The organism is Pseudomonas sp. E102 (assembly GCF_052660185.1).
In genome coordinates this window covers 5,248,098-5,270,669 of record NZ_CP084025.1, presented here as the reverse complement: position 1 = coordinate 5,270,669, position 22,572 = coordinate 5,248,098, and the positions used below count along the sequence as shown (strand labels likewise).

Sequence of the window (22,572 nt, the reverse complement as noted above, 5' to 3'; positions counted from 1 at the left end):
TATCACAATGGAGTCGATGCAATGTTCAATAACTGGTCCGAACTGCTGCCCACCATCAAGAGTGCCTTTGGCGCCCTGGGCAAAAGCAATCCCAAAATGGTCAAGGCCTACATGGCCCTGGATGAGGCTGCCGCCGAGAACAACGTGCTCGACGCCAAGACCCGTGAACTGATCTCCATCGCCGTGGCGATCACCACCCGATGTGACGGCTGCATCGGCGTACACACCGACGCCGCGATCAAGGCCGGCGCGACCCGCGAAGAAATCGCCGCCACCCTGGCAACGGCGGTCTCGCTGAATGCCGGAGCGGCTTATATCTATTCCCTGCGGGCGCTGGAGGCCCATGACGCACTGAAAAAATGAGCTTAAAGCAACGCGGCAAAATTCAACCTGAACTGTTGCGGCGTCACGCCCAACCGCCGATTGAAGACGCTGCGCATGTGTTGGGCATCGCGAAAGCCGCATTGGTAAGCGACGGTCTTGAGCGGTGCCCGAGTGCTTTCCAGCATCACGCGCGCCGCGTCTACCCGGGCCTGTTCGACGAACTCGGCTGGCGTGACCTTCGCCTCCCGGGCGAACACGCGGGAGAAATTGCGTGGGCTCATGTTCGCCGCGCTGGCGAGGTTGGCGATGCCCAGATCACCGTTGAGATTCGCCATCACGTACGCCTGGACCTGGGCCACGGTGGAGGTCGGCTCGGCATGGGGCGCGAGAAACGGACTGAACTGTGATTGACCGCCTGAACGCTGGGTGAACACCACCAGCCGCTTGGCGACGTTCAGTGCCACCTCCGGCCCATGGTCCTGAGCCAGCAGAAACAACGACAGGTCGATTCCCGCCGTAACGCCCGCCGAGGTATACAGCTCGCCGTCCTGCACGTACAGCCGATCGGCTTCGATCCGGGTCGAGGGGCACAGCTGCGCCAGCGCCGAAGCATCGCCCCAATGGGTGGTGACGGTCCGCCCCTGGAGCAATCCCGCCCGAGCGAGCATGAACGCGCCATTGCAGATCGAACCGAAGCGCCCGGCCCGGGCGCAGGCTTCGCGCAGCCAGGCATTGAACGCTGGGCCAACGTCCATGAACGGCAATTGCGGCCCGCCCGCGACCAGCAGCAGGTCGTACGGCCCTGACGCTTCGCTGAAATGGCGGTGGGGATTGAGGGACATGCCGTTGGAGCAAGACGTCGCGCCGCGCTCGACGCCGATCACTTCCAGCCGATAGTGATCCTGCGCGGCGAGAAAGCGATTGGCTTCGCAGAACACATCCAGGGGGCCGCTGACATCCAGGGACTGGACGCCCGTGAACACCACGATGGCGACGGTTTTTTCCATGGTGCTCACTTACCTGTCCGGGTTGACCACAGAACCCTAGCCAATCCGGCGTGCAGAAGCCAGATGGCATGAAACCCAAGTTCATTGGCCGTAATCGCAGCCATGGCGCGATTGCTGCGCCGTATCCCGGCGAACAGACTGAACCCTCAGCGCCGCCACGGCGCACCGTCAAGAGGAGAGCAGCATGACCCGCATCGCCGGCATCCAGATTCCCGACAGCGCCCTCGCCCGGGCCACCACCGAATACATCCGCGACATTGAATCGGACCTGCTGTATCACCATTCCCGCCGGGTGTTCCTGTTCGGCGCCTTGAGCGGCCAGCGCCAGCAGTTGGCTTACGATCCGCAGCTGCTCTACGTCGGCGCGATGTTCCACGACCTCGGGTTGGTGGAAGGCTACCGCAGCGACGATGAGCGCTTCGAAGTGGACGGCGCGAATGCCGCCGCGGCCTTCCTCAAACCCTACGGGTTGAGCGATGACGACATCGAGCAAGTGTGGCTGTCGATCGCGCTGCACACCACGCCCGGCGTGCCGAAGCACCTGCGCCCCAACGTCGCCCTGGTGACCGCTGGCGTGGAAATGGACGTGCTGGGCATGGATTACGCCGCGTTCCCCGCCGCACAGCGCGACGCCGTGGTGCATGCGCATCCCCGGGGAGAAGGCTTCAAGGAGTGCATCATCTGCGCCTTCGCCGACGGCTTGCGGCATCGTCCACATACCACCTTCGGCAATGTGAAAACCGATGTGCTGAGGGATCAGGAGCCGGGGTTCAAGCCGATGAACTTCGTTGAAGTGATCCGCAGCTCGCCCTGGAATTCATAGCCAGCACACCCCACCGCTATCGCGAGCAGGCTCGCTCCCACAAGGGGATCTGCGCTGAGCCACGGATTTGCAGGCAAAAAAACACCAGTGGGAGCGAGCTCGCTCCCACATTTTGGTCCCAGAGTCGGTTAGGCCGAAGCGGTTTCCGCCCGGCGTACTTCCGGTTGCTTCCAGGAATCGGCGGCGCTTTCCTCGATCGCTTGCTGGATCGCCCGCTTGCGGTTTTCTTCGGCACGGCGGCTGAAGTACCAGACCAGGAAGGTCACCAGGGACACCGCCAGCAGGATCAGGCTCGCCACGGCGTTGATTTCCGGTTTCACCCCCAGGCGCACCGCCGAGAAGACTTCCATCGGCAAGGTGGTCGAGCCAGGGCCGGAGACGAAGCTTGCCAGCACCAGGTCGTCGAGGGACAGCGCGAACGACATCATGCCGCCCGCCGCCAGCGACGGCGCGATCATTGGAATGGTGATCAGGAAGAACACCTTCCACGGCCGCGCGCCGAGGTCCATGGCCGCCTCTTCGATGGACAGGTCCAGCTCACGCAAGCGCGCCGAGACCACCACCGCCACGTAGGCCGCGCAGAACGTCGTGTGGGCGATCCAGATCGTGACGATGCCACGTTCCTGAGGCCAGCCGATCATTTGCGCCATGGCCACGAACAACAGCAACAGCGACAGGCCGGTGATCACTTCCGGCATCACCAATGGCGCGGTGACCAGGCCGCCGAACAGCGTCCGACCCTTGAAGTGGGTGATGCGGGTCAGCACGAAGGCCGCCAGCGTGCCCAGGGCCACCGCGGCAATCGCCGTGTAGCAGGCGATTTCCAACGAGCGCATCACCGAGCCCATCAGCTGGCTGTTGTCCAGCAGGCCGACGTACCACTTGACTGACCAACCGCCCCACACCGTCACCAGTTTGGAGGCGTTGAACGAGTAGATCACCAGAATCAGCATCGGCGCGTAGATGAACAACAGACCCAGCACCAGCATCAGGCTTGAAAAACTGAAGCGCTTCATTACTTGCCCTCCATTTCTTTGGCCTGACTGCGGTTGAACAGGATGATGGGCACGATCAGGATCGCCAGCATCACCACCGCCAAAGCGGATGCCACCGGCCAGTCTCGATTATTGAAGAATTCCTGCCACAGCACTTTGCCGATCATCAGCGTTTCCGGGCCGCCCAGCAGTTCCGGAATCACGAACTCGCCCACCACCGGGATGAACACCAGCATGCAGCCGGCGATGATGCCGTTCTTGGACAGCGGCACGGTGATCTTCCAGAAGCTGTTGAAGGTGCTCGAACCCAGGTCCGACGCGGCTTCCAGCAGGCTGGCATCATGCTTCACCAGGTTGGCGTAGAGCGGCAGGATCATGAACGGCAGGTAGGAATAGACCACGCCGATATAGACCGCCAGGTTGGTGTTGAGAATTTGCAGGGGTTCGCTGATCCAACCCATGCTCATCAGAAAGCCGTTAAGCAAGCCGTTGTTGCTGAGGATACCCATCCACGCGTAGACGCGAATCAGGATCGCGGTCCAGGTCGGCATCATGATCAGCAGCACCAGCACCGTCTGCATCTCTTTGCGGGCGTTGGCGATGCCATAGGCCATGGGGTAGCCGATCAGCAGGCACAACGTGGTGCTGATCAGCGCCATCTTCAGCGAGCCGAGATAGGCGGAGATGTACAGCTCATCCTCGCTGAGCATCACATAGTTGCCAAGGTTGAGCAGCACCTGCAGCTTCTGGTCGATGTAGCTGTAGATTTCGGTGTAAGGCGGGATCGCCACGTCGGCTTCGGCGAAACTGATCTTCAGGACGATGAAGAACGGCAGCATGAAGAACAGGAACAGCCAGATGAAGGGCACCCCGATGACCATCTGACGGCCACCGGGCGTTATTCGGGCGAGTCGGCGTTTGAACTTGCGCATGTTCATGAGCGAAGCACCACGCCGCTGTCGTCTTCCCACCAGACGAATACCTGGTCGCCCCAGGTCGGACGCTGGCCTCGGCGTTCGGCGTTGGCGACGAACGACTGCACCAGCTTGCCACTCGGCAGCTCGACGTAGAACACCGAGTGGCCGCCCAGGTAGGCGATGTCATGGACCTTGCCACTGGACCAGTTGTGCTCGCAGGTTGGCTGCTCGGGCGTGACCAAGAGTTTTTCCGGGCGGATGGCGTAGGTGACGGACTTGTCCTGCACCGAGGTGCTGATGCCGTGGCCGACGTAAATGTTGCGGTCCAGGTCCTTGCACGTCAGCACCGCGTGGCCCTCGGCGTCGTCCACCACTTCGGTCTCGAAGATGTTGACGTTGCCGATGAATTCACAGACCAGGCGGCTGGTCGGGGTCTCGTAGATATCGATCGGGCTGCCGATCTGGGCGATCCATCCCAGGTGCATGATCGCAATGCGCTCGGCCATCGTCATGGCCTCTTCCTGGTCGTGAGTCACCATCACGCAGGTCACGCCGACCCGCTCGATGATCTCCACCAGCTCAAGTTGCATCTGCGAGCGCAGCTTCTTGTCCAGAGCGCCCATTGGCTCGTCGAGCAGCAAGAGTTTGGGCCGCTTGGCCAGGGATCGGGCCAGGGCCACGCGCTGGCGCTGGCCACCAGAGAGTTGGTGCGGCTTGCGCTTGGCGTACTGGCTCATCTGCACCAGCTTGAGCATTTCAGCCACGCGGGCGTCGATCTCGGCTTTCGGGATCTTGTCCTGTTGCAGGCCGAAGGCGATGTTCTGTGCCACGGTCATGTGGGGGAACAAGGCGTAGGACTGGAACATCATGTTGATCGGCCGCTCGTAGGGCGGCAGGTCGGTGATGTCCACGCCATCGAGGAAAATCCGCCCCTCCGTGGGCCGCTCGAAGCCTGCCAGCATGCGCAGCAAAGTGGATTTGCCCGATCCCGAACCGCCGAGCAAGGCAAAGATCTCGCCTTTCTTGATTTCCAGGGACACGTCGTCCACGGCAATCGTCTCGTCGAACTTCTTCGTGACCCGGTCGATCTTGACCAGCACCTGCTTGGGTGTCTGGTCGCCCTCGAGGGCTTTCTTATAGGCGCCGGAGGCAACTGCCATTTACGAAACTCCCACAAAATTTGCAGCTCGCCCAAGACGGGCGAACCTTGGAAAAGTTAGAGCGCTTGACGCTATTTACCCGACTTGACCTTGGTCCAGCTGCGGGTCATGAGTCGTTGGATCTTGGGCGGCAACTCGGAGTTGACGTAGAGCTTGTCGACAACCTCCTGCGGGGGATAAACCGCTTCGTCGGTGCGCACTTCCTGGTCCATCAGTTCGCCAGCCTTGGGGTTCGGGTTGGCATAACCGACGTAGTCGCTCACCTGGGCGATGACCTCAGGCTTGAGCAGATAGTTGATGAACGCGTGGGCCTCCTTGACGTTGGCGGCGTCGCGTGGGATTGCCAGCATGTCGAACCAGAGGTTGCCACCTTCCTTGGGAATCACGTAGGCGATTTCGACGCCCTTGCCGGCCTCGCTGGCACGTTCACGGGCCTGGAAAATATCGCCGGAGAACCCGGCAGCCACGCAGATGTTGCCGTTGGCCAGGTCCGAGATGTACTTGGAGGAGTTGAAGTAGGTCACGTAAGGCCGGATCTTGAGGAGCTGGGCCTCGGCCTTCTTGTAGTCTTCGGGGTTCTGGCTGTTGGGGTCCAGGCCCAGGTAGTTGAGCATCGCCGGGATCATCTCGTCGCCCGAGTCGAGGAACGAAACGCCGCAGCTGGACAGCTTCTTGATGTTTTCCGGTTCAAACAGCATGGCCCACGAGTCGATTTTTTCGACACCCAGTACCGCCTTGATCTTCTCGACGTTATAGCCGATGCCGTTGGTGCCCCACAGGTAAGGCACGGCGTATTGATTGCCCGAGTCGTTTTTTTCCAGACGCTTGAGCAGCGAAGGATCGAGGTTGGCGTAGTTCGGCAGCTGCGATTTGTCGAGCTTCTGGAACGCCCCGGCCTTGATCTGCTTGCCCAGGAAATGGTTGGATGGCACGACCACGTCGTAACCGGTGCGACCGGCCAGCAACTTGCCTTCCAGGGTTTCGTTGGAATCGAACACATCGTAGACCGGCTTGATCCCGGTGGCTTTCTCGAAGTCCGCCAGGGTGGATTCGCCGATGTAGTCCGACCAGTTATAAATATGCACGGTGGAAGCCGCTTGGGCACTGACAGCGAGTGTCAGGCCAGCACCGACCAGCAAGGCGTTGCGCAACAAAGAAAAGACAGGCACGTGGAGGTCCTCTTAAATAGTTGGGCCCAAGTTGCCCCCGTTACCGGGCAACGATATGCCCTGCAACAAAACCGGCGCGCAACTTACCCTCGATAAACCGATCCAGCAAAACTTTTAGTTATTTAATTGCTCCTGTTGCCGCCCTCCCGGGGATGGCGACAACCGGAGCGTGCTTCAAGCCGGCTTATTTGCCGGATTTGATCTTGGTCCAGCTGCGGGTCAGGATCCGCTGGGTCGCCGACGGCAGGTCGGCGATGGCGTACAGCTTGGCCTTCACTTCGTCCGATGGGTAGATGCTCGGGTCACCGGAGATTTCCTTGTCCACCAGCGCGGTGGCGGCCTTGTTGCCGTTAGGGAAACGCACGTTGTCGGTGATCTCAGCCATGATTTCCGGCTGCATGATGAAGTTCATCCACTTGTAGGCGGCTTCGACGTTTTCGGCATCTTTTGGAATGGCGACCATGTCGTAGAACGAACCGGCACCTTCCTTCGGAATGGTGTAGGCCACTTTCACCTTGCCGCCAGCTTCAGCCGCACGGCTCTTGGATTGCTCGATATCACCCGAGTAACCCACGGCCACGCAGATGTTGCCGTTGGCCAGGTCCGAAATGTACTTGGAAGAGTGGAAGTAACCGATCGATGGGCGCAGCTTGAGGAACAGTGCTTCGGCTTCGGCCAGTTGCTTCTTGTCCTGGCTGTCGGTCGGGTAGCCGAGGTAATGCAGAGCCACGGGAATCATTTCGGTTGGCGAATCGAGGAAGCTCACGCCGCAGCTCTTGAGCTTGGCAATGTTCTCGGGCTTGAGCAGCACGTCCCAGGAGTCGATCTTGTCGACGCCCAACGCGGCCTTGACCTTCTCGGGGTTGTACCCGATGCCGATGGTGCCCCACATGTACGGAAACGCGTGCTTGTTGCCCTGGTCGCTGGCATCGCCGACGGCCTTGAGCAGGTCGGGGTCCAGGTTCTTCCAATTCGGCAGCTTGGACTTGTCCAGCTCCTGGTAGACGCCGGCCTTGATCTGCTTGGCGAGGAAGTTGTTCGACGGCACCACGACGTCATAGCCGGATTTGCCGGCCAGCAACTTGGCTTCCAGCGTCTCGTTACTGTCGAATACGTCGTAGACGACCTTGATCCCCGTTTCCTTCTCGAACTTGGCGACCGTGTCCGGCGCGATGTAGTCGGACCAGTTATAGACGTGCAGCACCTTGTCGTCCGCCTGGACGGCGCCCGCCATCACGCCCATCAGGGACATGGCGAGGAGGGTCTTGCCAGCTAACTTCATACCTAATGTCTTCATGCCTAATGCCTTCATGAAAAGTGCTCCAGTTATTCTTCTTGGCCACGGTTGCGTAGCCGGCTCTCTGGCAACTTGAACAGCGGGGGTAGTCTGGCAAGTTACAGGGCAAGCTTTCAACAAAAGCCCAGCCTTTTGTTCACGCTGGGCGAGGCCCATGCCGGCACCTCGCTCAGAGCCTAGCACTTAGCCCTGCAACGCACTGAGCGTCAGGTCCAGGCATTGCCGCGCCTTGGCCACCAGTTCGTCGATCTCGGCCTTGCTGATCACCAGCGGTGGCGCAATGATCATGGTGTCGCCCACGGCGCGCATGATCAGTCCATTATCGAAGCAGAACTGCCGGCAGATCATGCCCACGCCCTTGCCTTCGTAACGCTTGCGCGTGGCCTTGTCCTGGACCAGCTCGATCGCCCCCAGCAAACCGACGCCGCGCACTTCACCCACCAGCGGATGATCGTTCAGTTCCCGCAGACGTTGCTGCAAATAGGGTGCCGTCTCGCCGTGGACACGCTCGATGATCTTCTCGTCGCGCAGGATCCTGATATTTTCCAGGGCCACTGCCGCAGCCACCGGATGGCCGGAGTAGGTGAACCCGTGGTTGAAATCGCCGCCTTCGTTGAGCACCGCAACCACGTCGTCGCGCACGATCAGGCCACCCATGGGGATGTAGCCGGAGGTCAGGCCCTTGGCGATGGTCATCATGTGTGGTTTCAACCCGTAATGGTCGGTACCGAACCACTCGCCGGTGCGCCCGAAACCACAGATGACCTCGTCGGCCACGAACAGGATGTCGTACTTGGCGAGGATTTCCTTCATGCGCGGCCAGTAGCTGTCCGGCGGCACGATCACGCCACCGGCGCCCTGGATCGGCTCGGCGATGAACGCACCGACGTTATCCACGCCGATCTCGAGGATTTTTTCTTCCAGCTGATTGGCCGCCCAGATGCCGAACTCTTCAGGGCTCATGTCGCCGCCTTCACCGAACCAGTACGGTTGGGCGATGTGGACGATGCCCGGGATCGGCAGGTCGCCTTGCTCGTGCATGTAAGTCATGCCGCCCAGGCTCGCGCCGGCCACGGTCGAACCGTGATAACCGTTCTTGCGACTGATGATGACTTTCTTGCTCGGCTGGCCCTTGATCGCCCAGTAGTGGCGGACCATGCGCAACATGGTGTCGTTGCCTTCGGAGCCAGAGCCGGTGAAGAACACGTGGTTCATGCCTTGCGGCGCGATATCGGCGATGGCCTTGGACAATTCCAGCACGGGCGGGTGAGCGGTCTGGAAGAAGAGGTTGTAGTACGGCAGCTCACGCATCTGTTGGCTGGCGGCGTCCGCCAGTTCATCGCGACCGTAACCAACGGCCACACACCAGAGGCCGGCCATGCCGTCGAGAATCTTGTTGCCTTCACTGTCCCAGAGGTACACGCCCTTGGCGTGGGTGATGATGCGCGGGCCTTTCTCTTTCAGTTGCTTGAAGTCGCTGAACGGTGCCAGGTGATGATCGCTGCTAAGAGCCTGCCATTCGCGAGTTTGCGGGTTGTTGCGGGTCATGCGAATTCTCCTTTATTCCATGAGGGCGGGGCCTATGGCAGCCCCGCCCGGCGCATCAGACGGCAAAGAGCAGGAATTCCCGCTCCCACGAACTGATGACGCGCTTGAAGTTTTCATGCTCGGCCCGTTTGACCGCGACGTAGCCCGTGATGAATTTCTTGCCCAGGTACTTCTCGATGGTGGTGCTGTTCTCCATGCGTTCCAGGGCGTCTTCGATGGTCAGCGGCAGGCGCAGGTTGCGGCGCTCATACCCTCGACCCACCACCGGCGCGCTCGGGTTGATGCCTTCGACCATGCCGATGTAGCCGCACAGCAGGCTGGCGGCAATCGCCAGGTACGGGTTGGCGTCGGCGCCCGGCAGGCGGTTTTCCACCCGACGGTTCTGCGGCCCGGCATCCGGCACCCGCAGGCCCACGGTGCGGTTCTCTTCGCCCCACTCCACGTTCACCGGCGCCGAGGTGTCGGGCAGGAAGCGGCGGAACGAGTTGACGTTGGGTGCAAACAGCGGCAACAGCTCAGGGATGAATTTCTGCAGGCCACCGATGTGGTGCAGGAACAGATCGCTCATGGTCCCGTCTTCATTGGAGAAGACGTTCTTGCCTGTTTCCTTGTCGATAATGCTCTGGTGCAGGTGCATGGCGCTGCCCGGCTCGCCGGTCATGGGCTTGGCCATGAACGTGGCGGCCACGTCGTGCTTGAGCGCGGCCTCGCGCATGGTGCGTTTGAACACCAGGATCTGGTCGGCCAGGGACAGCGCATCGCCGTGACGGAAATTGATTTCCATCTGCGCGGTGCCGTCCTCGTGGATCAGTGTGTCGAGGTCCAGCTCCTGCAATTCGCACCAGTCATAGACGTCTTCGAACAGCGGGTCGAATTCGTTGGCCGCTTCGATCGAGAACGACTGGCGACCGGTTTCCGGCCGACCGGAGCGGCCGATCGGTGGTTGCAGCGGAAAGTCCGGGTCGTCGCTGCGCTTGGTCAGGTAGAACTCCATCTCCGGCGCGACAATCGGCTGCCAGCCCTTGTCCGCGTAGAGCTTGAGCACCTTCTTCAATACGTTGCGGGGCGACAGCTCGATGGGGTTGCCCTGCTTGTCGTAGGAGTCATGGATCACTTGAGCGGTGGGCTCGATGGCCCAGGGCACCAGGAAGACTGCGTTTTCGTCCGGGCGGCACATCATGTCGATGTCGGCAGGGTCGAGCAGTTCGTAATAGATGTCGTCTTCGACATAGTCGCCCGTTACGGTCTGGAGCAGGACGCTCTCGGGCAGGCGCATGCCTTTTTCGGCAATGAACTTGTTGGTCGGCGAAATCTTGCCCCGGGTGATGCCGGTCAGGTCGCCAATCATGCATTCGACTTCTGTGATCTTGTGGTCTTTCAACCAATCGGTGAGCTGGTCGAGGTTGTTACTCATAAATGCCTCTAGGCGTGAGTTTCCTGGCTGCTATTAGTAGTCAGGCGTTGTTTGACGCATCGGCGTCGCGTTGTGTTGCCCTTGCTCGGCAGGCATCGCCAAATGCCTGGAAAATCGCAAGATAGTTCGGATTAGAGCCTACCGCCCATTCCGGGTGCCATTGCACACCTAAAGCAAAAGCCTTGCCTTGTACAACCGAGACGGCTTCGATCAGGCCATCCGGCGCCAGCGCTTCAACCCGCAGCCCCGGTGCCAGGCGCTCGATGCCCTGGCTGTGAATCGAGTTGACCTCAATGTTCGGCGGCAGGCCCAGGGCCGCGAGGACCCCGCCTGGCTGGACATGCACGGCATGGGCCGGGCCGTATTGAATGTCCACCGGCTGGGTGTCGTCTTCACGATGATCGATGAAGGTTCCGACTTCATGAACTTTCTGATGCAGGCTACCGCCAAAGGCTACGTTCATCTCCTGGAAACCCCGACAGATGCCCAGCACCGGAACGCCCGCATCGACGGCAGCGCGTATCAGTGGAAGGGTAATGGCATCCCGTGCAGGATCATGGGCAGTGCCTGGCGCGCTGGCCGGGCCTTGATAGTGAAAAGGTTCTACATTGGAAGGAGAGCCGGTAAAAAGAATACCGTCCAGGGCGTCCAGAATATCGGACGGTGCGAACAGATCCGCCAGGGAGGGAATCAGCACTGGCAAACCCTTGGCGGCTGTTGCGACAGCCCGGGCATATTTGTCGCCAGTGGTGTGATACGCATGCAAACCGATCTGCCTGGAGCAGGTGGTGACGCCGATTAACGGCAGGCGAGACATGAAGCACCCCGGTATTATTGCTGTTATGGGTTTGAATCGAGCTTAGCCTTGTTCATTTTTTTACACAACACCCCCGTAAAAAATACAACACGGCACGCTCAAGCCTGCGGGCGCGAAGGCCCTCAAAGGAAAAAAAACGCCCCAAACTGCCTCAAAAATGCCCCTCGGGTGCTTTTTTAGGGCACAAAAGGCCCAGCTTGACTTCGGCATGCCGTTCGGGTTGACTGGCTTTCGAAGAGATCAATGATTGATATTTTTAACAACAAAGGTGTTGCATCATGTCGGTACCCCCGCGTGCCGTTCAGCTTAACGAAGCGAACGCGTTCCTTAAGGAACATCCTGAGGTTCTGTACGTTGACCTTCTGATTGCGGATATGAATGGTGTGGTGCGCGGCAAGCGCATCGAACGCACCAGCCTCCACAAGGTTTACGAGAAAGGCATCAACCTGCCGGCCTCTCTATTTGCCCTGGATATCAACGGCTCGACGGTGGAAAGCACCGGCCTGGGCCTGGACATCGGCGATGCGGACCGCATCTGCTATCCCATCCCCGGCACCCTGAGCAATGAACCCTGGCAGAAGCGCCCGACCGCGCAACTGCTGATGACCATGCACGAACTCGAAGGCGACCCGTTCTTCGCCGACCCTCGGGAAGTCTTGCGCCAGGTCGTGACCAAGTTCGACGAATTGGGCCTGACCATTTGCGCGGCATTCGAGCTGGAGTTCTACCTGATCGACCAGGAGAACGTGAACGGCCGTCCGCAACCACCCCGCTCACCGATCTCCGGCAAACGCCCGCATTCGACCCAGGTCTACCTGATCGATGACCTGGACGAATACGTCGATTGCCTCCAGGACATCCTCGAAGGGGCCAAGGAGCAAGGCATTCCCGCCGACGCCATCGTCAAGGAAAGCGCCCCGGCGCAGTTCGAAGTGAACCTGCACCACGTGGCCGACCCGATCAAGGCCTGCGACTACGCGGTACTGCTCAAGCGCCTGATCAAGAACATTGCCTACGACCATGAAATGGACACCACCTTCATGGCCAAGCCGTATCCGGGCCAGGCGGGCAACGGCCTGCATGTCCACATCTCGATCCTGGACAAAGACGGCAAGAATATCTTTGCCAGCGAGGATCCCGAGCAGAACGCCGCGCTGCGTCACGCGATCGGCGGTGTGCTCGAGACCCTGCCCGCGCAGATGGCTTTCCTCTGCCCGAACGTCAACTCCTATCGTCGTTTCGGCGCGCAGTTCTACGTGCCGAACTCGCCGTCCTGGGGCCTGGACAACCGCACCGTGGCCTTGCGCGTGCCGACCGGCTCAGCCGATGCCGTGCGCCTGGAACACCGGGTTGCCGGCGCCGACGCCAACCCGTACCTGCTGATGGCCTCCGTGCTGGCGGGCGTTCACCACGGCCTGGTCAACAAGATCGAGCCCGGCGCGCCGGTCGAAGGCAACAGCTACGAGCAGAACGAGCAAAGCCTGCCGAACAACCTGCGCGATGCCTTGCGCGAACTGGACGACAGCGAAGTCATGGCCAAGTACATCGACCCGAAATACATCGATATCTTCGTGGCCTGCAAGGAAAGTGAGCTGGAAGAGTTCGAACATTCCATCTCCGACCTTGAATACAACTGGTACCTGCATACCGTGTAAGCGGTTGCGGTAAAAAAGAAACGCCGCAGGCCTTATGGCCTGCGGCGTTTTTTTATGTCTGGGCGGGTGGCCGCCTTCGGCCGATCGCGAGCAAGCTCGCTCCCACAGGGATTTTCAGCGCACATGATTCAAGGGGCACCGCACACTCAATGTGGGGGCGAGCTTGCTCGCGATGACGGCCCGGCAGACAACACAAGACCCGACTCGTACAATGCCCGGCAGCCCCGCAGGAGACATTCATGACGCGCATCGCCACCCCTCGCAAACCTCGCGCCCGCAGCCAGGCCCGGATCGACTCGATCCTCGATGCCGCCCGTACGCTGCTTGCCGCCGAAGGCGTGGCCAGCCTGTCGATCTACAGCGTCGCCGAACGCGCGGGGATCCCGCCCTCCTCCGTCTACCACTTCTTTGCCAGCGTCCCGGCACTGCTCGAAGCCCTGACCGCCGACGTTCACGCCGCCTTTCGCGCCTGCCTGCAAGCACCGATCGACCATGGCGCGCTGAACCATTGGCACGACCTGTCGCGGCTGGTGGAACAACGGATGCTAGTGATCTACAGCGAGGACGCCGCCGCTCGGCAACTGATCCTGGCCCAGCATGGCCTCACCGAAGTCACCCAGGCTGACCGCCAGCACGACCTGGAACTGGGCGCGTTGATGCACACCGTGTTCGCCCGGCATTTCGAGCTGCCGACGCTCCCCTCCGACGTCGACGTATTCGCCCTGGCCATGGAACTGGGCGACCGCGTCTACGCCCGCTCGGTCCAGCAACACGGCCAGATCACTCCGCGAATGGCTGAAGAAGGGATGCGTGTGTTTGACGCGTACCTGGGGCTGTATCTGCCACCGTATCTGCCCAAGCGCCCTGATTGATCGTGCCCACGCTCCGCGTGGGAACGATAAGCCCCGAAGGGCTCACGCCGTCCGGGGCCCGGGGTAAAACACGGATCACAACTTGGCGATCGACACCTCGGTGGATTTGACGAAGGCAATCACTTCGCTGCCGATCGCCAACTCCAACTCCTTGACCGAACGCGTGGTGATGACCGACGTGACGATGCCCGAAGCGGTCTGCACGTCGATTTCCGACAGCACGTCGCCCTCGACGATTTCCTTGATGGTGCCTTTGAACTGGTTGCGTACGTTGATGGCTTTGATGGTCATGGTGCCGATTCCTGTCTGGATGAAGTTATTGCGCCCAACGCAACTGCGTGGGCAAGGGTGAAACGGGTTCGGGTTCCGGCGGTTGGCCGGGCAAGGACAGCACACGGCTGAGAACTTCGGTTTCCAAGCTCGCCAGGCGATGCGAGCCGCGAGCACGGGGGCGTGGCAGGTCGATGGCCAGGTCGAGACCGATCTGGCCGTCCTCGATCAGGATGACCCGATCGGCAATCGCCACTGCTTCGCTGACGTCATGGGTCACCAGCAGCACGGTAAAGCCGTGTTGCTGCCACAGACGCTCGATCAGTTGCTGCATTTCTATCCGGGTCAAGGCATCGAGCGCGCCCAAGGGCTCGTCCAGCAACAGCAGGCGCGGTTGATGGATCAGCGCGCGAGCCAACGCCACCCGTTGCTTCTGGCCGCCGGACAACGCCGCCGGCCATTCATGGGCACGATCCGCCAGGCCTACGGCATCGAGCGCCTGCAAGGCTTGTGGCCGCCAGTTGCCCTTCAGGCCAAGGCCGACGTTGTCGATGATCTTCTTCCAAGGCAGCAGACGCGCTTCCTGGAACATCAGCCGAGTGTCTTCTCGCGCGGCGCTCAGCGCTGCCGAGCCGGCCAGCAACTGGCCGCCCGAGGGCTGATCCAACCCGGCCAACAAACGCAGCAAGGTGCTTTTACCACAGCCACTGCGCCCCACTACCGCGACGAACTGCCCAGCCGGGATATGCAGGTCGATGTCACGCAATACCTGTCGCGAGCCAAACGTCTTCTGAAGATTGCGCACCGCCAGCGGAATGCCTCGCAGCAGGCGCGGTGGTTGTTGGGCGGTCATGCGACACCTCCCTTGTTCACTTGGTAGGCCGGATGCCAACGCAGCCAGACCCGTTCAAGGCCACGGGCGGCGAGGTCAGCCAGCTTGCCAAGCACGGCGTACAGAAGAATCGCCAGCACCACCACATCGGTTTGCAAGAATTCCCGGGCATTCATCGCCAGGTAACCGATGCCGGAACTGGCCGAGATGGTTTCCGCCACGATCAGCGTCAACCACATGAAGCCCAGGGCAAAACGCACACCCACGAGGATCGAAGGCAAGGCACCCGGCAGGATCACCTGGCGAAACAGGCTGAAACCGGACAAGCCGTAGCTGCGGGACATTTCCACCAGCGCCGGGTCGACGTTACGGATCCCGTGGTAAGTGTTGAGGTAGATGGGAAACAGCGTGCCCAGCGCCACCAGGAAAATCTTCGCCGACTCGTCGATGCCGAACCACAGGATCACCAGCGGAATCAATGCCAGGTGCGGCACGTTCCGCACCATCTGCACAGAGCTGTCCAGCAGCCGCTCGCCCCACTTCGACAGGCCGGTGATAAAGCCCAGCGCGAGGCCGATGCCGCCGCCGATCAGGAAGCCGACCGCCGCGCGCCAACCGCTGATGGCCAGGTGAGTCCAGACCTCGCCGCTGCGCACCAGGCTCACGCCAGCCTCGATCACTGCCACTGGCGCCGGCAGGATCCGCGTGGAGAGCCAGCCGGCCGATACCGACAATTGCCACACCGCCAATAACAGCAGCGGCACCGCCCACGGCGCCAGGTTGTGGATAACTTTCTTCATGGCCGCCTCAACTCTGGGACGCGGCTTTGGGCAGAATGTCGTTGGCGACCATCTCACCGAACGGGCTCACGTAGCCCTGGCTTTTTGGCAATTGCGGGCGCTCCACGTCCAGGTGCGGAAACAGCAGCTCCGCCACCCGATACGACTCTTCCAGGTGTGGATAACCCGAGAAGATGAACGTGTCGATGCCCAAGTCGGCGTACTCCTTCACCCGCGCGGCCACGGTCGGGCCATCGCCCACCAGCGCCGTCCCGGCACCGCCGCGAACCAGGCCGACACCGGCCCACAGATTGGGGCTCACCTCCAGTTTGTCGCGGCGACCGCCGTGCAGCGCGGCCATCCGCTGCTGACCCACCGAGTCGAAGCGCGCGAGGGAGGCCTGGGCGCGAGCGATGGTTTCGTCGTCCAAATGGGAGATCAAGCGGTCGGCCGCTTGCCAGGCCTCGGCGTTGGTTTCCCGTACGATCACATGCAGGCGAATGCCGAAGCGCACAGTGCGTCCTTGCTTTGCGGCCTTGGCCCGCACCTGTTGGATTTTTTCGGCGACGGCTGCGGGCGGTTCGCCCCAGGTCAGCACCATTTCCACCTGCTCGGCGGCCAGGTCCTGGGCAGCTTCCGACGAGCCACCGAAGTACAGCGGCGGGCGCGGTTGCTGGATCGGCGGATAGAGCAGCTTGGCGCCCTTCACGCTGATGTGTTCGCCGTCGTAATCCACTGTCTCGCCTTCCAGCACCCGGCGCCAGATCCGGGTGAATTCCACCGAGGCCTGGTAGCGCTGTTCGTGATCGAGGAACAGCCCGTCGCCGGCCAGTTCGTCCGGGTCGCCGCCAGTGACCAGGTTGAACAGCGCGCGTCCTCCCGAGAGTCGATCCAACGTCGCGGCCTGACGCGCCGCCACCGTCGGGGAAATGATCCCGGGCCGCAGGGCTACCAGGAATTTCAAGCGCTGGGTCACCGGAATCAGGGAAGCGGCCACCAGCCAGGAGTCTTCGCAGGAACGCCCGGTAGGAATCAGCACGCCGCCGAAACCCAGTCGATCGGCCGCCTGGGCAATTTGTTGCAAGTAACCATGATCGACGGCGCGGGCGCCTTCAGCGGTGCCAAGGTAATGGCCGTCGCCGTGGGTGGGCAGGAACCAGAAAATATTAAGGCTCATGGAGTGGTCTCCTAAGGGATCGAATTACTGCGCGTTCGCAACGGCCGCCGGCGGCGTCCAGATCACGTCCTTGATGCTCAAGGGCTTGGGAATCAATTTGAGCTGGTAGAAGCTGTCGGCGATTTTCTGCTGCGCCGCGACGACTTCCGGCGTGAGGAACAACGCCCCGTAGCCTTGGCGCTTGACCGAGGTAAGCGTGATATCGGCAGGCAAGCCGAGCAGCGGCGAGACCTGCCGCGTCACGTCTTCAGGATTGGCCCTGGACCACTCCCCTACCGCCCGCACCTCTTCCACCAGAGCCGTAATCACCTGGGGATTTTTCTGCGCATAGGGTTTGGTGGCGAGGTAGAACTGGTGGTTGTCGACGATGCCTTTGCCGTCACGCAGGGTGCGCGCCTGCAATTGCTGCTCAGCGGCGGCCTGGTACGGATCCCAGATCACCCAGGCGTCCACGCTGCCTCGTTCGAACGCCGCGCGGGCATCGGCCGGTGGCAGGAAAACCGTCTGGACGTCGGTGTATTGCAGGCCCGCATCTTCCAGCGCCCGTACCAGCAGGTAATGGACGTTGGAGCCTTTGTTCAGCGCGATTTTCTTGCCCTTGAGATCCTGCACCGATTGGATCGGCGAGCCCTTGGGCACCAGGATCGCTTCACTGTTGGGCGCCGGCGGTTCATAGGCCACATAGAGCAGGTCCGCGCCGGCTGCCTGGGCAAACACCGGCGGGGTTTCGCCGGTCACGCCAAAATCGATGGAGCCGACGTTCAAGCCTTCAAGCAGTTGCGGGCCGCCAGGAAACTCGGTCCATTGAACGTCCACGCCTTGGGCGGCGAGGCGTTTTTCCAGGGTGCCCTTGGCCTTGAGCAGCACCAGGGTGCCGTACTTTTGATAACCGATCCGCAAGGTTTCGGCTTGAGCGTAGGTGATGACGCCGAAGGACACAGCCGCAGCAAACAGAGCGACCAGCCCGCGACGCAAAATGACAGTGCGCATGGCGCCTCTCCTTTTTGCTATGGGGTTTTGGCTGCACCTGCTGGGCCGTTGGCGGCTGAGTAAGGTGGAGTTGAATCAGGGATGTAGCGCGTCAAATGCTCCAGCGAGCACTCAACAGACGTTCGTTCAGTACGCTGGGGTCCAACGGTTTGGGCCGACGGGCCATGGCGCTGTAGAACTGCTCCAGCGCTTCATCCAGGCGCTGTTGCAAGGCAGGCGTCAACCGCGCTTGAGCGCTGCCTTCGCCGTAGGCTATCTGGTTGTCTTCAGCGAAGATCCCATGGAGCATCTCCTGGGCCTTGAGCGCCGACAGCACCGGCTTGAGGGCATAATCCACCGCCAGCATGTGGGCGATGCTGCCACCTGTCGCCATGGGCAACACCACCTTATGGGCCAGGGCCCGTTCCGGCAGCAGATCAAGGACGGTCTTCAACGCACCGGAAAAAGACGCCTTGTATACCGGCGTGGCGATCAACAGGCCATCGGCGTTTTCGATCTGTGCCAGCAGGTCTACCACCTTGGGACTGTCGAAGCGGGCATGGAGCAGATCCTCGGCCGGGAAGTCCCGTACCTGATAACTCACCACTTCCACACCTTGATGTTGCAACCAACGTTGCGAGCGCTCCAACAGCACACCTGAACGTGAGCGCTGGCTGGGACTGCCGCCGAGCGAGACAACCAACATGCCAACCATTCCTTAAGAGTCGTGCGCGATTCGCGGTGGGCGATCTCGCTGTATGGACCAAACCATAACAGCGCCAGCATATATCTTTAAATCATATTTATTCATTTGGTTATTCTTTTAGGAGATATATATCCATTTTTTCTCGGCGCAATAAAAAAGGCCGTCGAAACGGCCAAAACCCTTGGTGCACAGTGTTCTCATCTATCCTGTGGGAGCGAGCTTGCTCGCGATAGCGTCGGATCTGGCGGCATCCATGTCGGCTGATATACCGCCATCGCGAGCAAGCTCGCTCCCACAGATCAGTTCAGGTGTTGCGTCAACGGTTAGGCTGCGGTGTCAGGCGCAAGTACGGCTTCACGGCACGGTAGCCCTTGGGGAAGCGCTGCTTGAGTTCTTCTTCATCCTTGAGCGACGGCACGATCACCACTTCGTCACCGTCCTGCCAGTTGGCGGGCGTGGCGACTTTGTAGTTGTCGGTCAGTTGCAGGGAGTCGATGACCCGGAGGATCTCATTGAAGTTGCGTCCGGTGCTGGCCGGGTAGGTGATGGTCAGACGAACTTTTTTGTTCGGGTCGATCACGAACAATGAGCGCACGGTCAAGGTATCGCTGGCGTTGGGATGGATCAGGTCGTACAGGTCGGACACCTTGCGGTCGGCATCGGCCAGGATCGGGAAATTGACCACGGCGTTCTGGGTTTCGTTGATGTCGTCGATCCACTTGTGGTGCGAGTCCACCGGGTCCACCGACAGGGCGATGGCCTTGACGCCGCGTTTGGCGAACTCGTCCTTGAGCTTGGCAGTGAGACCCAACTCGGTGGTGCACACCGGGGTGAAGTCCGCCGGATGGGAGAACAACACGCCCCAGCTGTCGCCGAGCCATTCGTGGAAGCGAATCTTGCCGGCGCTGGAATCCTGTTCGAAATCGGGGGCGATGTCGCCGAGTCTGAGGCTCATGATGCGGCTCCTGAATGTTTTTGGAGCCCAACTGTGCACCGCTTTTCGTTGCTTTAAAAAGAATGAATACCCATTTATCTAGATCATTAAGAAATATAAAAAACTGTTCACTGGTGCCGCAGCGCATAGCGGCCCAAGATCATTCCCGAGGTTTCGAGAAGGCCTCGAGTGCTGAAAAGAGGAGAAGGTTCGGGAAAGGCTACAGGGGTGGGCCGGACCCGAAACGCAAAAGCCCCGCCGGGCGTGATGCCGGGCGGGGCTTTTTTGTTTTGTAGGTACATTTCGGAAATTGTTGACGCGATCTCCGGACGAGCGGCTAGGATAGGCAGCATGAACGCTCATGCCTTGTTGACTCACTTGCAAAATCATCTGCCTGACCTGTTGGCTGTTTACCTGTTCGGCAGCCACGCCCAGGAGACCGCCGGGCCTGACAGTGATGTGGATTTGGCTGTGCTGTTGTCAGGCAAGGTCGACCCAGTGTCGTTGTGGCAACTTTCAGGCGATTTGGCGGACATCGCTGGCAACCCGGTGGATCTGATTGATCTACGGGCGGCCTCCACCGTCATGCAGCACCAGATCGTGACCCGAGGCCGAAGACTCTGGGCCAAGGACGTACAGGCGGGGTTGTTCGAATGCTTCATTCTCAGCGAGAAGACTGCTCTCGATGAGGCTCGAGCGCGATTGCTCAAGGATATCCAGGAAGAAGGCAGGGTGTATGGTCGATGATGTACTGATCAATAAAGCAGCAAGCATCGAGCGTTGCGTTGCCAGGGTGCGGGAGGAATACGAGAAGGACCCCGCTACCTTTGCTACGGATTTCACTCGCCAGGACTCGGCCGTCCTGAACATTCAGCGTGCCTGTGAAGCCGCGCTGGACATGGGACAGCATCTGATTCGGCGTGAACGATTGGGGGTCCCGCAAAGCGCCCGCGATACGTTCGAGTTGCTTTTCCAAGGCGGTTGGCTCGAAGAAGGTCTGGTGAAAAACCTGAAGAACATGGTGGGGTTCAGGAATATCGCCGTGCATGACTACCAAGCCCTGCAATTGCCGATCATGGTCGCGATCATTACCGGCCATCTGGATGATTTCCTGGCGTTCAGCGCATTCATCCTGCGTAAGGACGCGATGGAACCCAGGGGATAAGGCGATAGCCGGCTCGTTGAGCCAAAAACGCAAAAGCCCCGCCGGGCGCGATGCCGGGCGGGGCTTTTTTACTTCGCTACGTCTTACATGAAGCTGTAAGTGTAGTTGAAGATTACGCGGGTCTGATCCTGGTCGTCGCCGACACCGCCGCTGCGGTAGCTACCGTGACGCACAGTAGTACCGAAGCCTTTCAACGCGCCTTGCTGGATCACGTAATCCACACGCATGTCGCGTTCCCACTCGGAGTAATCGCTTGTGCCGCTAGCGGTCTTGACGTCGTCGCCACGCAGGTAGGCAACCGAGGCTTTCAGGCCTGGAACGCCCATGGAAGCGAAGTCGTAGGAGTACTGGCCGAAGGTGGTGTTCTCACCGGCACGGACAAAACCGTTGATCATGCTGTCGGTGAACAGGTAGAAGCTCGCACCACCAGCACCTTCAGGACGGTTGTTGCCGTCAACCACGTTGCCCTGGTTCAGGTAGACGAAGCCACCGTCATCGCCGACTTGTTGATGACCCAACAGGAAGGCACTGCCGCCCAGGGTGTAAGTGAACATGGCGCTCCAGGTCTTGTTATCGACCTCGCCCGGGTTCTTGGCATAGCCACCGTTGTTGTTGAAGCGATAGCCCAGGTCGCCGTTGCGGCCATCCGAACTGCTGTCGAAGTAACGCAGGTCAGTCTTGAAGGATTGGCCTTCGCTGATCGGGAAAACATGAACCGCGCCCAGGAAGTGTTGCTTGTAGTAATCCTGCAGGTTCGCGTAGTAGTACTGCAGCGTCAGGTCTTTGGTGACCTTCCAATCAGCACCCGCGTAACGGAACTGGTTACTGTCCTGGGTACCGCCCGCCACGGCAAGGCCAGTGCTGTTGCTCGATGCACGGCCAGTAGCCTGCTCCAGCTGACCAGCGTTGAGCGTGACGTTGTCGATTTCCTTGGAGGTGATGGTGCCACCCTCGAAGGTCTGCGGCAGCAGGCGGCTGTCGTTGGCCACCAGGATCGGCAGGCTAGGCGCCAAGGCACCGCCCAGGTGAGCTTCGGTCTTGGAGAAAAGAGCCTTTACGTTACCGGACAAACGGCTCCACTCGTGGACCGCCGCACCATCGGTATCGGCTGGCATATAGGAACCAGCGTTACGACCCTTGCCGCCATCGAGGCGGACACCCACCAGAGCCTGGGCGTCGATACCGAAGCCAACGACACCTTGAGTGAAGCCAGACTTGTAGTCGAACTTAAGGCCAGTGCCCGTTTCGCGCAGGTCTTCACTGCCCGTCTCGTGGTTGTCGTTGTTGAAATACAGCGTACGGGAACTGACCGACGCCTTGCTGTCTTCGATAAAACCGGCGGCGCCTGCCTGCTGCGCCAATACCCCAAAGGCCACTGCCATGGCCAAGGTAGACTTCTTCATGCTTCGCTCCTCTCGTTTTCTAATTCTTGTGTGTCTTTGGTTCCGAATCGAACGCCCGGAATCCGCGGATGCGCGATTAGCGCCAGACCGTGACTGGCAAGTCAACCGTAACCCTTTCGGCCTACGACCATGGTCTAACCCCGCGACACCGGCCCGGAGAATAAAGGATTATTTATAAATCCAAAAAGAATTGTTTCGGCAGTTTTCAGCGTTTTTTGACATATAAGTGCCATCACTGCGTCATCAAGCCGTGAAACGTCTTATCGGCGGCGCAAAGGATTACTGAATGGTGTTTTGTCGCCAGCTTTGGAGACCCGCAAAAGTCTGGCGCAGAGATGT

Annotated in this window: 23 protein-coding genes; 6 read left to right on the top strand and 17 right to left on the bottom strand. The window is 60.4% G+C overall.

Features of this window, described 5'->3' with window-relative positions; all coding sequences use genetic code 11:
• Positions 1-21 precede the first annotated feature (21 nt).
• A complete protein-coding gene (locus DOCECA_RS23790; protein ID WP_014340738.1) occupies positions 22-363 on the top strand; it encodes a carboxymuconolactone decarboxylase family protein in 342 nt (113 codons plus the stop codon).
• A 2-nt stretch (positions 364-365) separates the two neighbouring features.
• Here DOCECA_RS23790 and DOCECA_RS23785 read toward each other — a convergent pair whose 3' ends face one another.
• Positions 366-1,331, bottom strand: coding sequence for a GlxA family transcriptional regulator (locus tag DOCECA_RS23785; protein WP_445572187.1), 966 nt, complete (start codon positions 1,329-1,331; stop codon positions 366-368).
• A 184-nt stretch (positions 1,332-1,515) separates the two neighbouring features.
• On the opposite strand from DOCECA_RS23785, the gene DOCECA_RS23780 reads away from it, so the two are divergent.
• Positions 1,516-2,154 (top strand): HD domain-containing protein, encoded by a 639-nt coding sequence (locus DOCECA_RS23780; protein ID WP_434561743.1) that lies wholly within the window; start codon positions 1,516-1,518, stop codon positions 2,152-2,154.
• A 128-nt stretch (positions 2,155-2,282) separates the two neighbouring features.
• Here the strand turns inward: DOCECA_RS23780 and DOCECA_RS23775 are convergent, their stop codons facing one another.
• From DOCECA_RS23775 to DOCECA_RS23740, 8 genes are all read right to left on the bottom strand, one after another.
• On the bottom strand, positions 2,283-3,170 hold the full coding sequence (locus DOCECA_RS23775) for an ABC transporter permease subunit (protein WP_420765075.1): 888 nt from the start codon (positions 3,168-3,170) through the stop codon (positions 2,283-2,285).
• Positions 3,170-4,087, bottom strand: a complete 918-nt coding sequence (locus tag DOCECA_RS23770) for an ABC transporter permease subunit (RefSeq protein ID WP_420765076.1) — start codon at positions 4,085-4,087, stop codon at positions 3,170-3,172. The genes DOCECA_RS23775 and DOCECA_RS23770 overlap by 1 nt, the downstream gene beginning before the upstream one ends.
• Positions 4,084-5,226, bottom strand: coding sequence for an ABC transporter ATP-binding protein (locus tag DOCECA_RS23765; protein WP_420765077.1), 1,143 nt, complete (start codon positions 5,224-5,226; stop codon positions 4,084-4,086). The genes DOCECA_RS23770 and DOCECA_RS23765 overlap by 4 nt, the downstream gene beginning before the upstream one ends.
• A gap of 71 nt (positions 5,227-5,297) precedes the next feature.
• Positions 5,298-6,395 carry a polyamine ABC transporter substrate-binding protein gene (locus DOCECA_RS23760; RefSeq protein ID WP_434561741.1) on the bottom strand — a complete coding sequence of 366 codons (1,098 nt, stop codon included), beginning with the start codon at positions 6,393-6,395 and terminating at the stop codon, positions 5,298-5,300.
• A 184-nt stretch (positions 6,396-6,579) separates the two neighbouring features.
• A complete protein-coding gene (locus tag DOCECA_RS23755) occupies positions 6,580-7,677 on the bottom strand; it encodes a polyamine ABC transporter substrate-binding protein (protein ID WP_420765174.1) in 1,098 nt (365 codons plus the stop codon).
• Positions 7,678-7,875: 198 nt separating this feature from the next.
• Positions 7,876-9,240, bottom strand: coding sequence for an aspartate aminotransferase family protein (locus DOCECA_RS23750; protein ID WP_434649730.1), 1,365 nt, complete (start codon positions 9,238-9,240; stop codon positions 7,876-7,878).
• A 55-nt stretch (positions 9,241-9,295) separates the two neighbouring features.
• A complete protein-coding gene (locus DOCECA_RS23745; protein ID WP_030138097.1) occupies positions 9,296-10,654 on the bottom strand; it encodes a glutamine synthetase family protein in 1,359 nt (452 codons plus the stop codon).
• A gap of 40 nt (positions 10,655-10,694) precedes the next feature.
• Positions 10,695-11,471, bottom strand: coding sequence for a gamma-glutamyl-gamma-aminobutyrate hydrolase family protein (locus DOCECA_RS23740; RefSeq protein ID WP_434608980.1), 777 nt, complete (start codon positions 11,469-11,471; stop codon positions 10,695-10,697).
• A 278-nt stretch (positions 11,472-11,749) separates the two neighbouring features.
• Here DOCECA_RS23740 and DOCECA_RS23735 point away from each other — a divergent pair, with 278 nt between their 5' ends.
• Together DOCECA_RS23735 and DOCECA_RS23730 are read left to right on the top strand one after the other, a co-directional pair.
• Positions 11,750-13,126 carry a glutamine synthetase family protein gene (locus tag DOCECA_RS23735; protein WP_420765081.1) on the top strand — a complete coding sequence of 459 codons (1,377 nt, stop codon included), beginning with the start codon at positions 11,750-11,752 and terminating at the stop codon, positions 13,124-13,126.
• Positions 13,127-13,365: 239 nt separating this feature from the next.
• Positions 13,366-13,998 carry a TetR/AcrR family transcriptional regulator gene (locus DOCECA_RS23730; protein WP_434561735.1) on the top strand — a complete coding sequence of 211 codons (633 nt, stop codon included), beginning with the start codon at positions 13,366-13,368 and terminating at the stop codon, positions 13,996-13,998.
• 75 nt (positions 13,999-14,073) lie between these two features.
• Here the strand turns inward: DOCECA_RS23730 and DOCECA_RS23725 are convergent, their stop codons facing one another.
• The 7 genes from DOCECA_RS23725 to DOCECA_RS23695 all read right to left on the bottom strand — a co-directional run bounded on the left by DOCECA_RS23725 (position 14,074) and on the right by DOCECA_RS23695 (position 19,686).
• Positions 14,074-14,289: a TOBE domain-containing protein gene (locus tag DOCECA_RS23725; RefSeq protein ID WP_003177394.1), complete on the bottom strand. Its 216-nt coding sequence runs from the start codon at positions 14,287-14,289 to the stop codon at positions 14,074-14,076.
• 25 nt (positions 14,290-14,314) lie between these two features.
• Positions 14,315-15,121, bottom strand: coding sequence for an aliphatic sulfonates ABC transporter ATP-binding protein (ssuB, locus tag DOCECA_RS23720; RefSeq protein WP_434675529.1), 807 nt, complete (start codon positions 15,119-15,121; stop codon positions 14,315-14,317).
• A complete protein-coding gene (ssuC, locus tag DOCECA_RS23715) occupies positions 15,118-15,900 on the bottom strand; it encodes an aliphatic sulfonate ABC transporter permease SsuC (protein WP_445571175.1) in 783 nt (260 codons plus the stop codon). The genes ssuB and ssuC overlap by 4 nt, the downstream gene beginning before the upstream one ends.
• A 7-nt stretch (positions 15,901-15,907) precedes the next feature.
• The gene (gene ssuD / locus DOCECA_RS23710) at positions 15,908-17,056 is read right to left on the bottom strand and encodes an FMNH2-dependent alkanesulfonate monooxygenase (protein ID WP_420765085.1); all 1,149 of its coding nucleotides are present in this window, start codon (positions 17,054-17,056) and stop codon (positions 15,908-15,910) included.
• Positions 17,057-17,080: 24 nt separating this feature from the next.
• The gene (locus DOCECA_RS23705; protein ID WP_445571174.1) at positions 17,081-18,046 is read right to left on the bottom strand and encodes a sulfonate ABC transporter substrate-binding protein; all 966 of its coding nucleotides are present in this window, start codon (positions 18,044-18,046) and stop codon (positions 17,081-17,083) included.
• A gap of 91 nt (positions 18,047-18,137) precedes the next feature.
• On the bottom strand, positions 18,138-18,731 hold the full coding sequence (gene ssuE / locus DOCECA_RS23700) for an NADPH-dependent FMN reductase (protein WP_434561727.1): 594 nt from the start codon (positions 18,729-18,731) through the stop codon (positions 18,138-18,140).
• 316 nt (positions 18,732-19,047) lie between these two features.
• On the bottom strand, positions 19,048-19,686 hold the full coding sequence (locus DOCECA_RS23695) for a peroxiredoxin (RefSeq protein ID WP_434649728.1): 639 nt from the start codon (positions 19,684-19,686) through the stop codon (positions 19,048-19,050).
• A 330-nt stretch (positions 19,687-20,016) separates the two neighbouring features.
• On the opposite strand from DOCECA_RS23695, the gene mntA reads away from it, so the two are divergent.
• Positions 20,017-20,412, top strand: a complete 396-nt coding sequence (gene mntA, locus DOCECA_RS23690) for a type VII toxin-antitoxin system MntA family adenylyltransferase antitoxin (protein ID WP_420765088.1) — start codon at positions 20,017-20,019, stop codon at positions 20,410-20,412.
• Positions 20,402-20,830, top strand: coding sequence for a type VII toxin-antitoxin system HepT family RNase toxin (gene hepT, locus DOCECA_RS23685; RefSeq protein ID WP_445571173.1), 429 nt, complete (start codon positions 20,402-20,404; stop codon positions 20,828-20,830). The genes mntA and hepT overlap by 11 nt, the downstream gene beginning before the upstream one ends.
• 83 nt (positions 20,831-20,913) lie before the next feature.
• Here the strand turns inward: hepT and DOCECA_RS23680 are convergent, their stop codons facing one another.
• Positions 20,914-22,233, bottom strand: coding sequence for an OprD family outer membrane porin (locus DOCECA_RS23680; RefSeq protein ID WP_445571172.1), 1,320 nt, complete (start codon positions 22,231-22,233; stop codon positions 20,914-20,916).
• Positions 22,234-22,572: the final 339 nt, after the last annotated feature.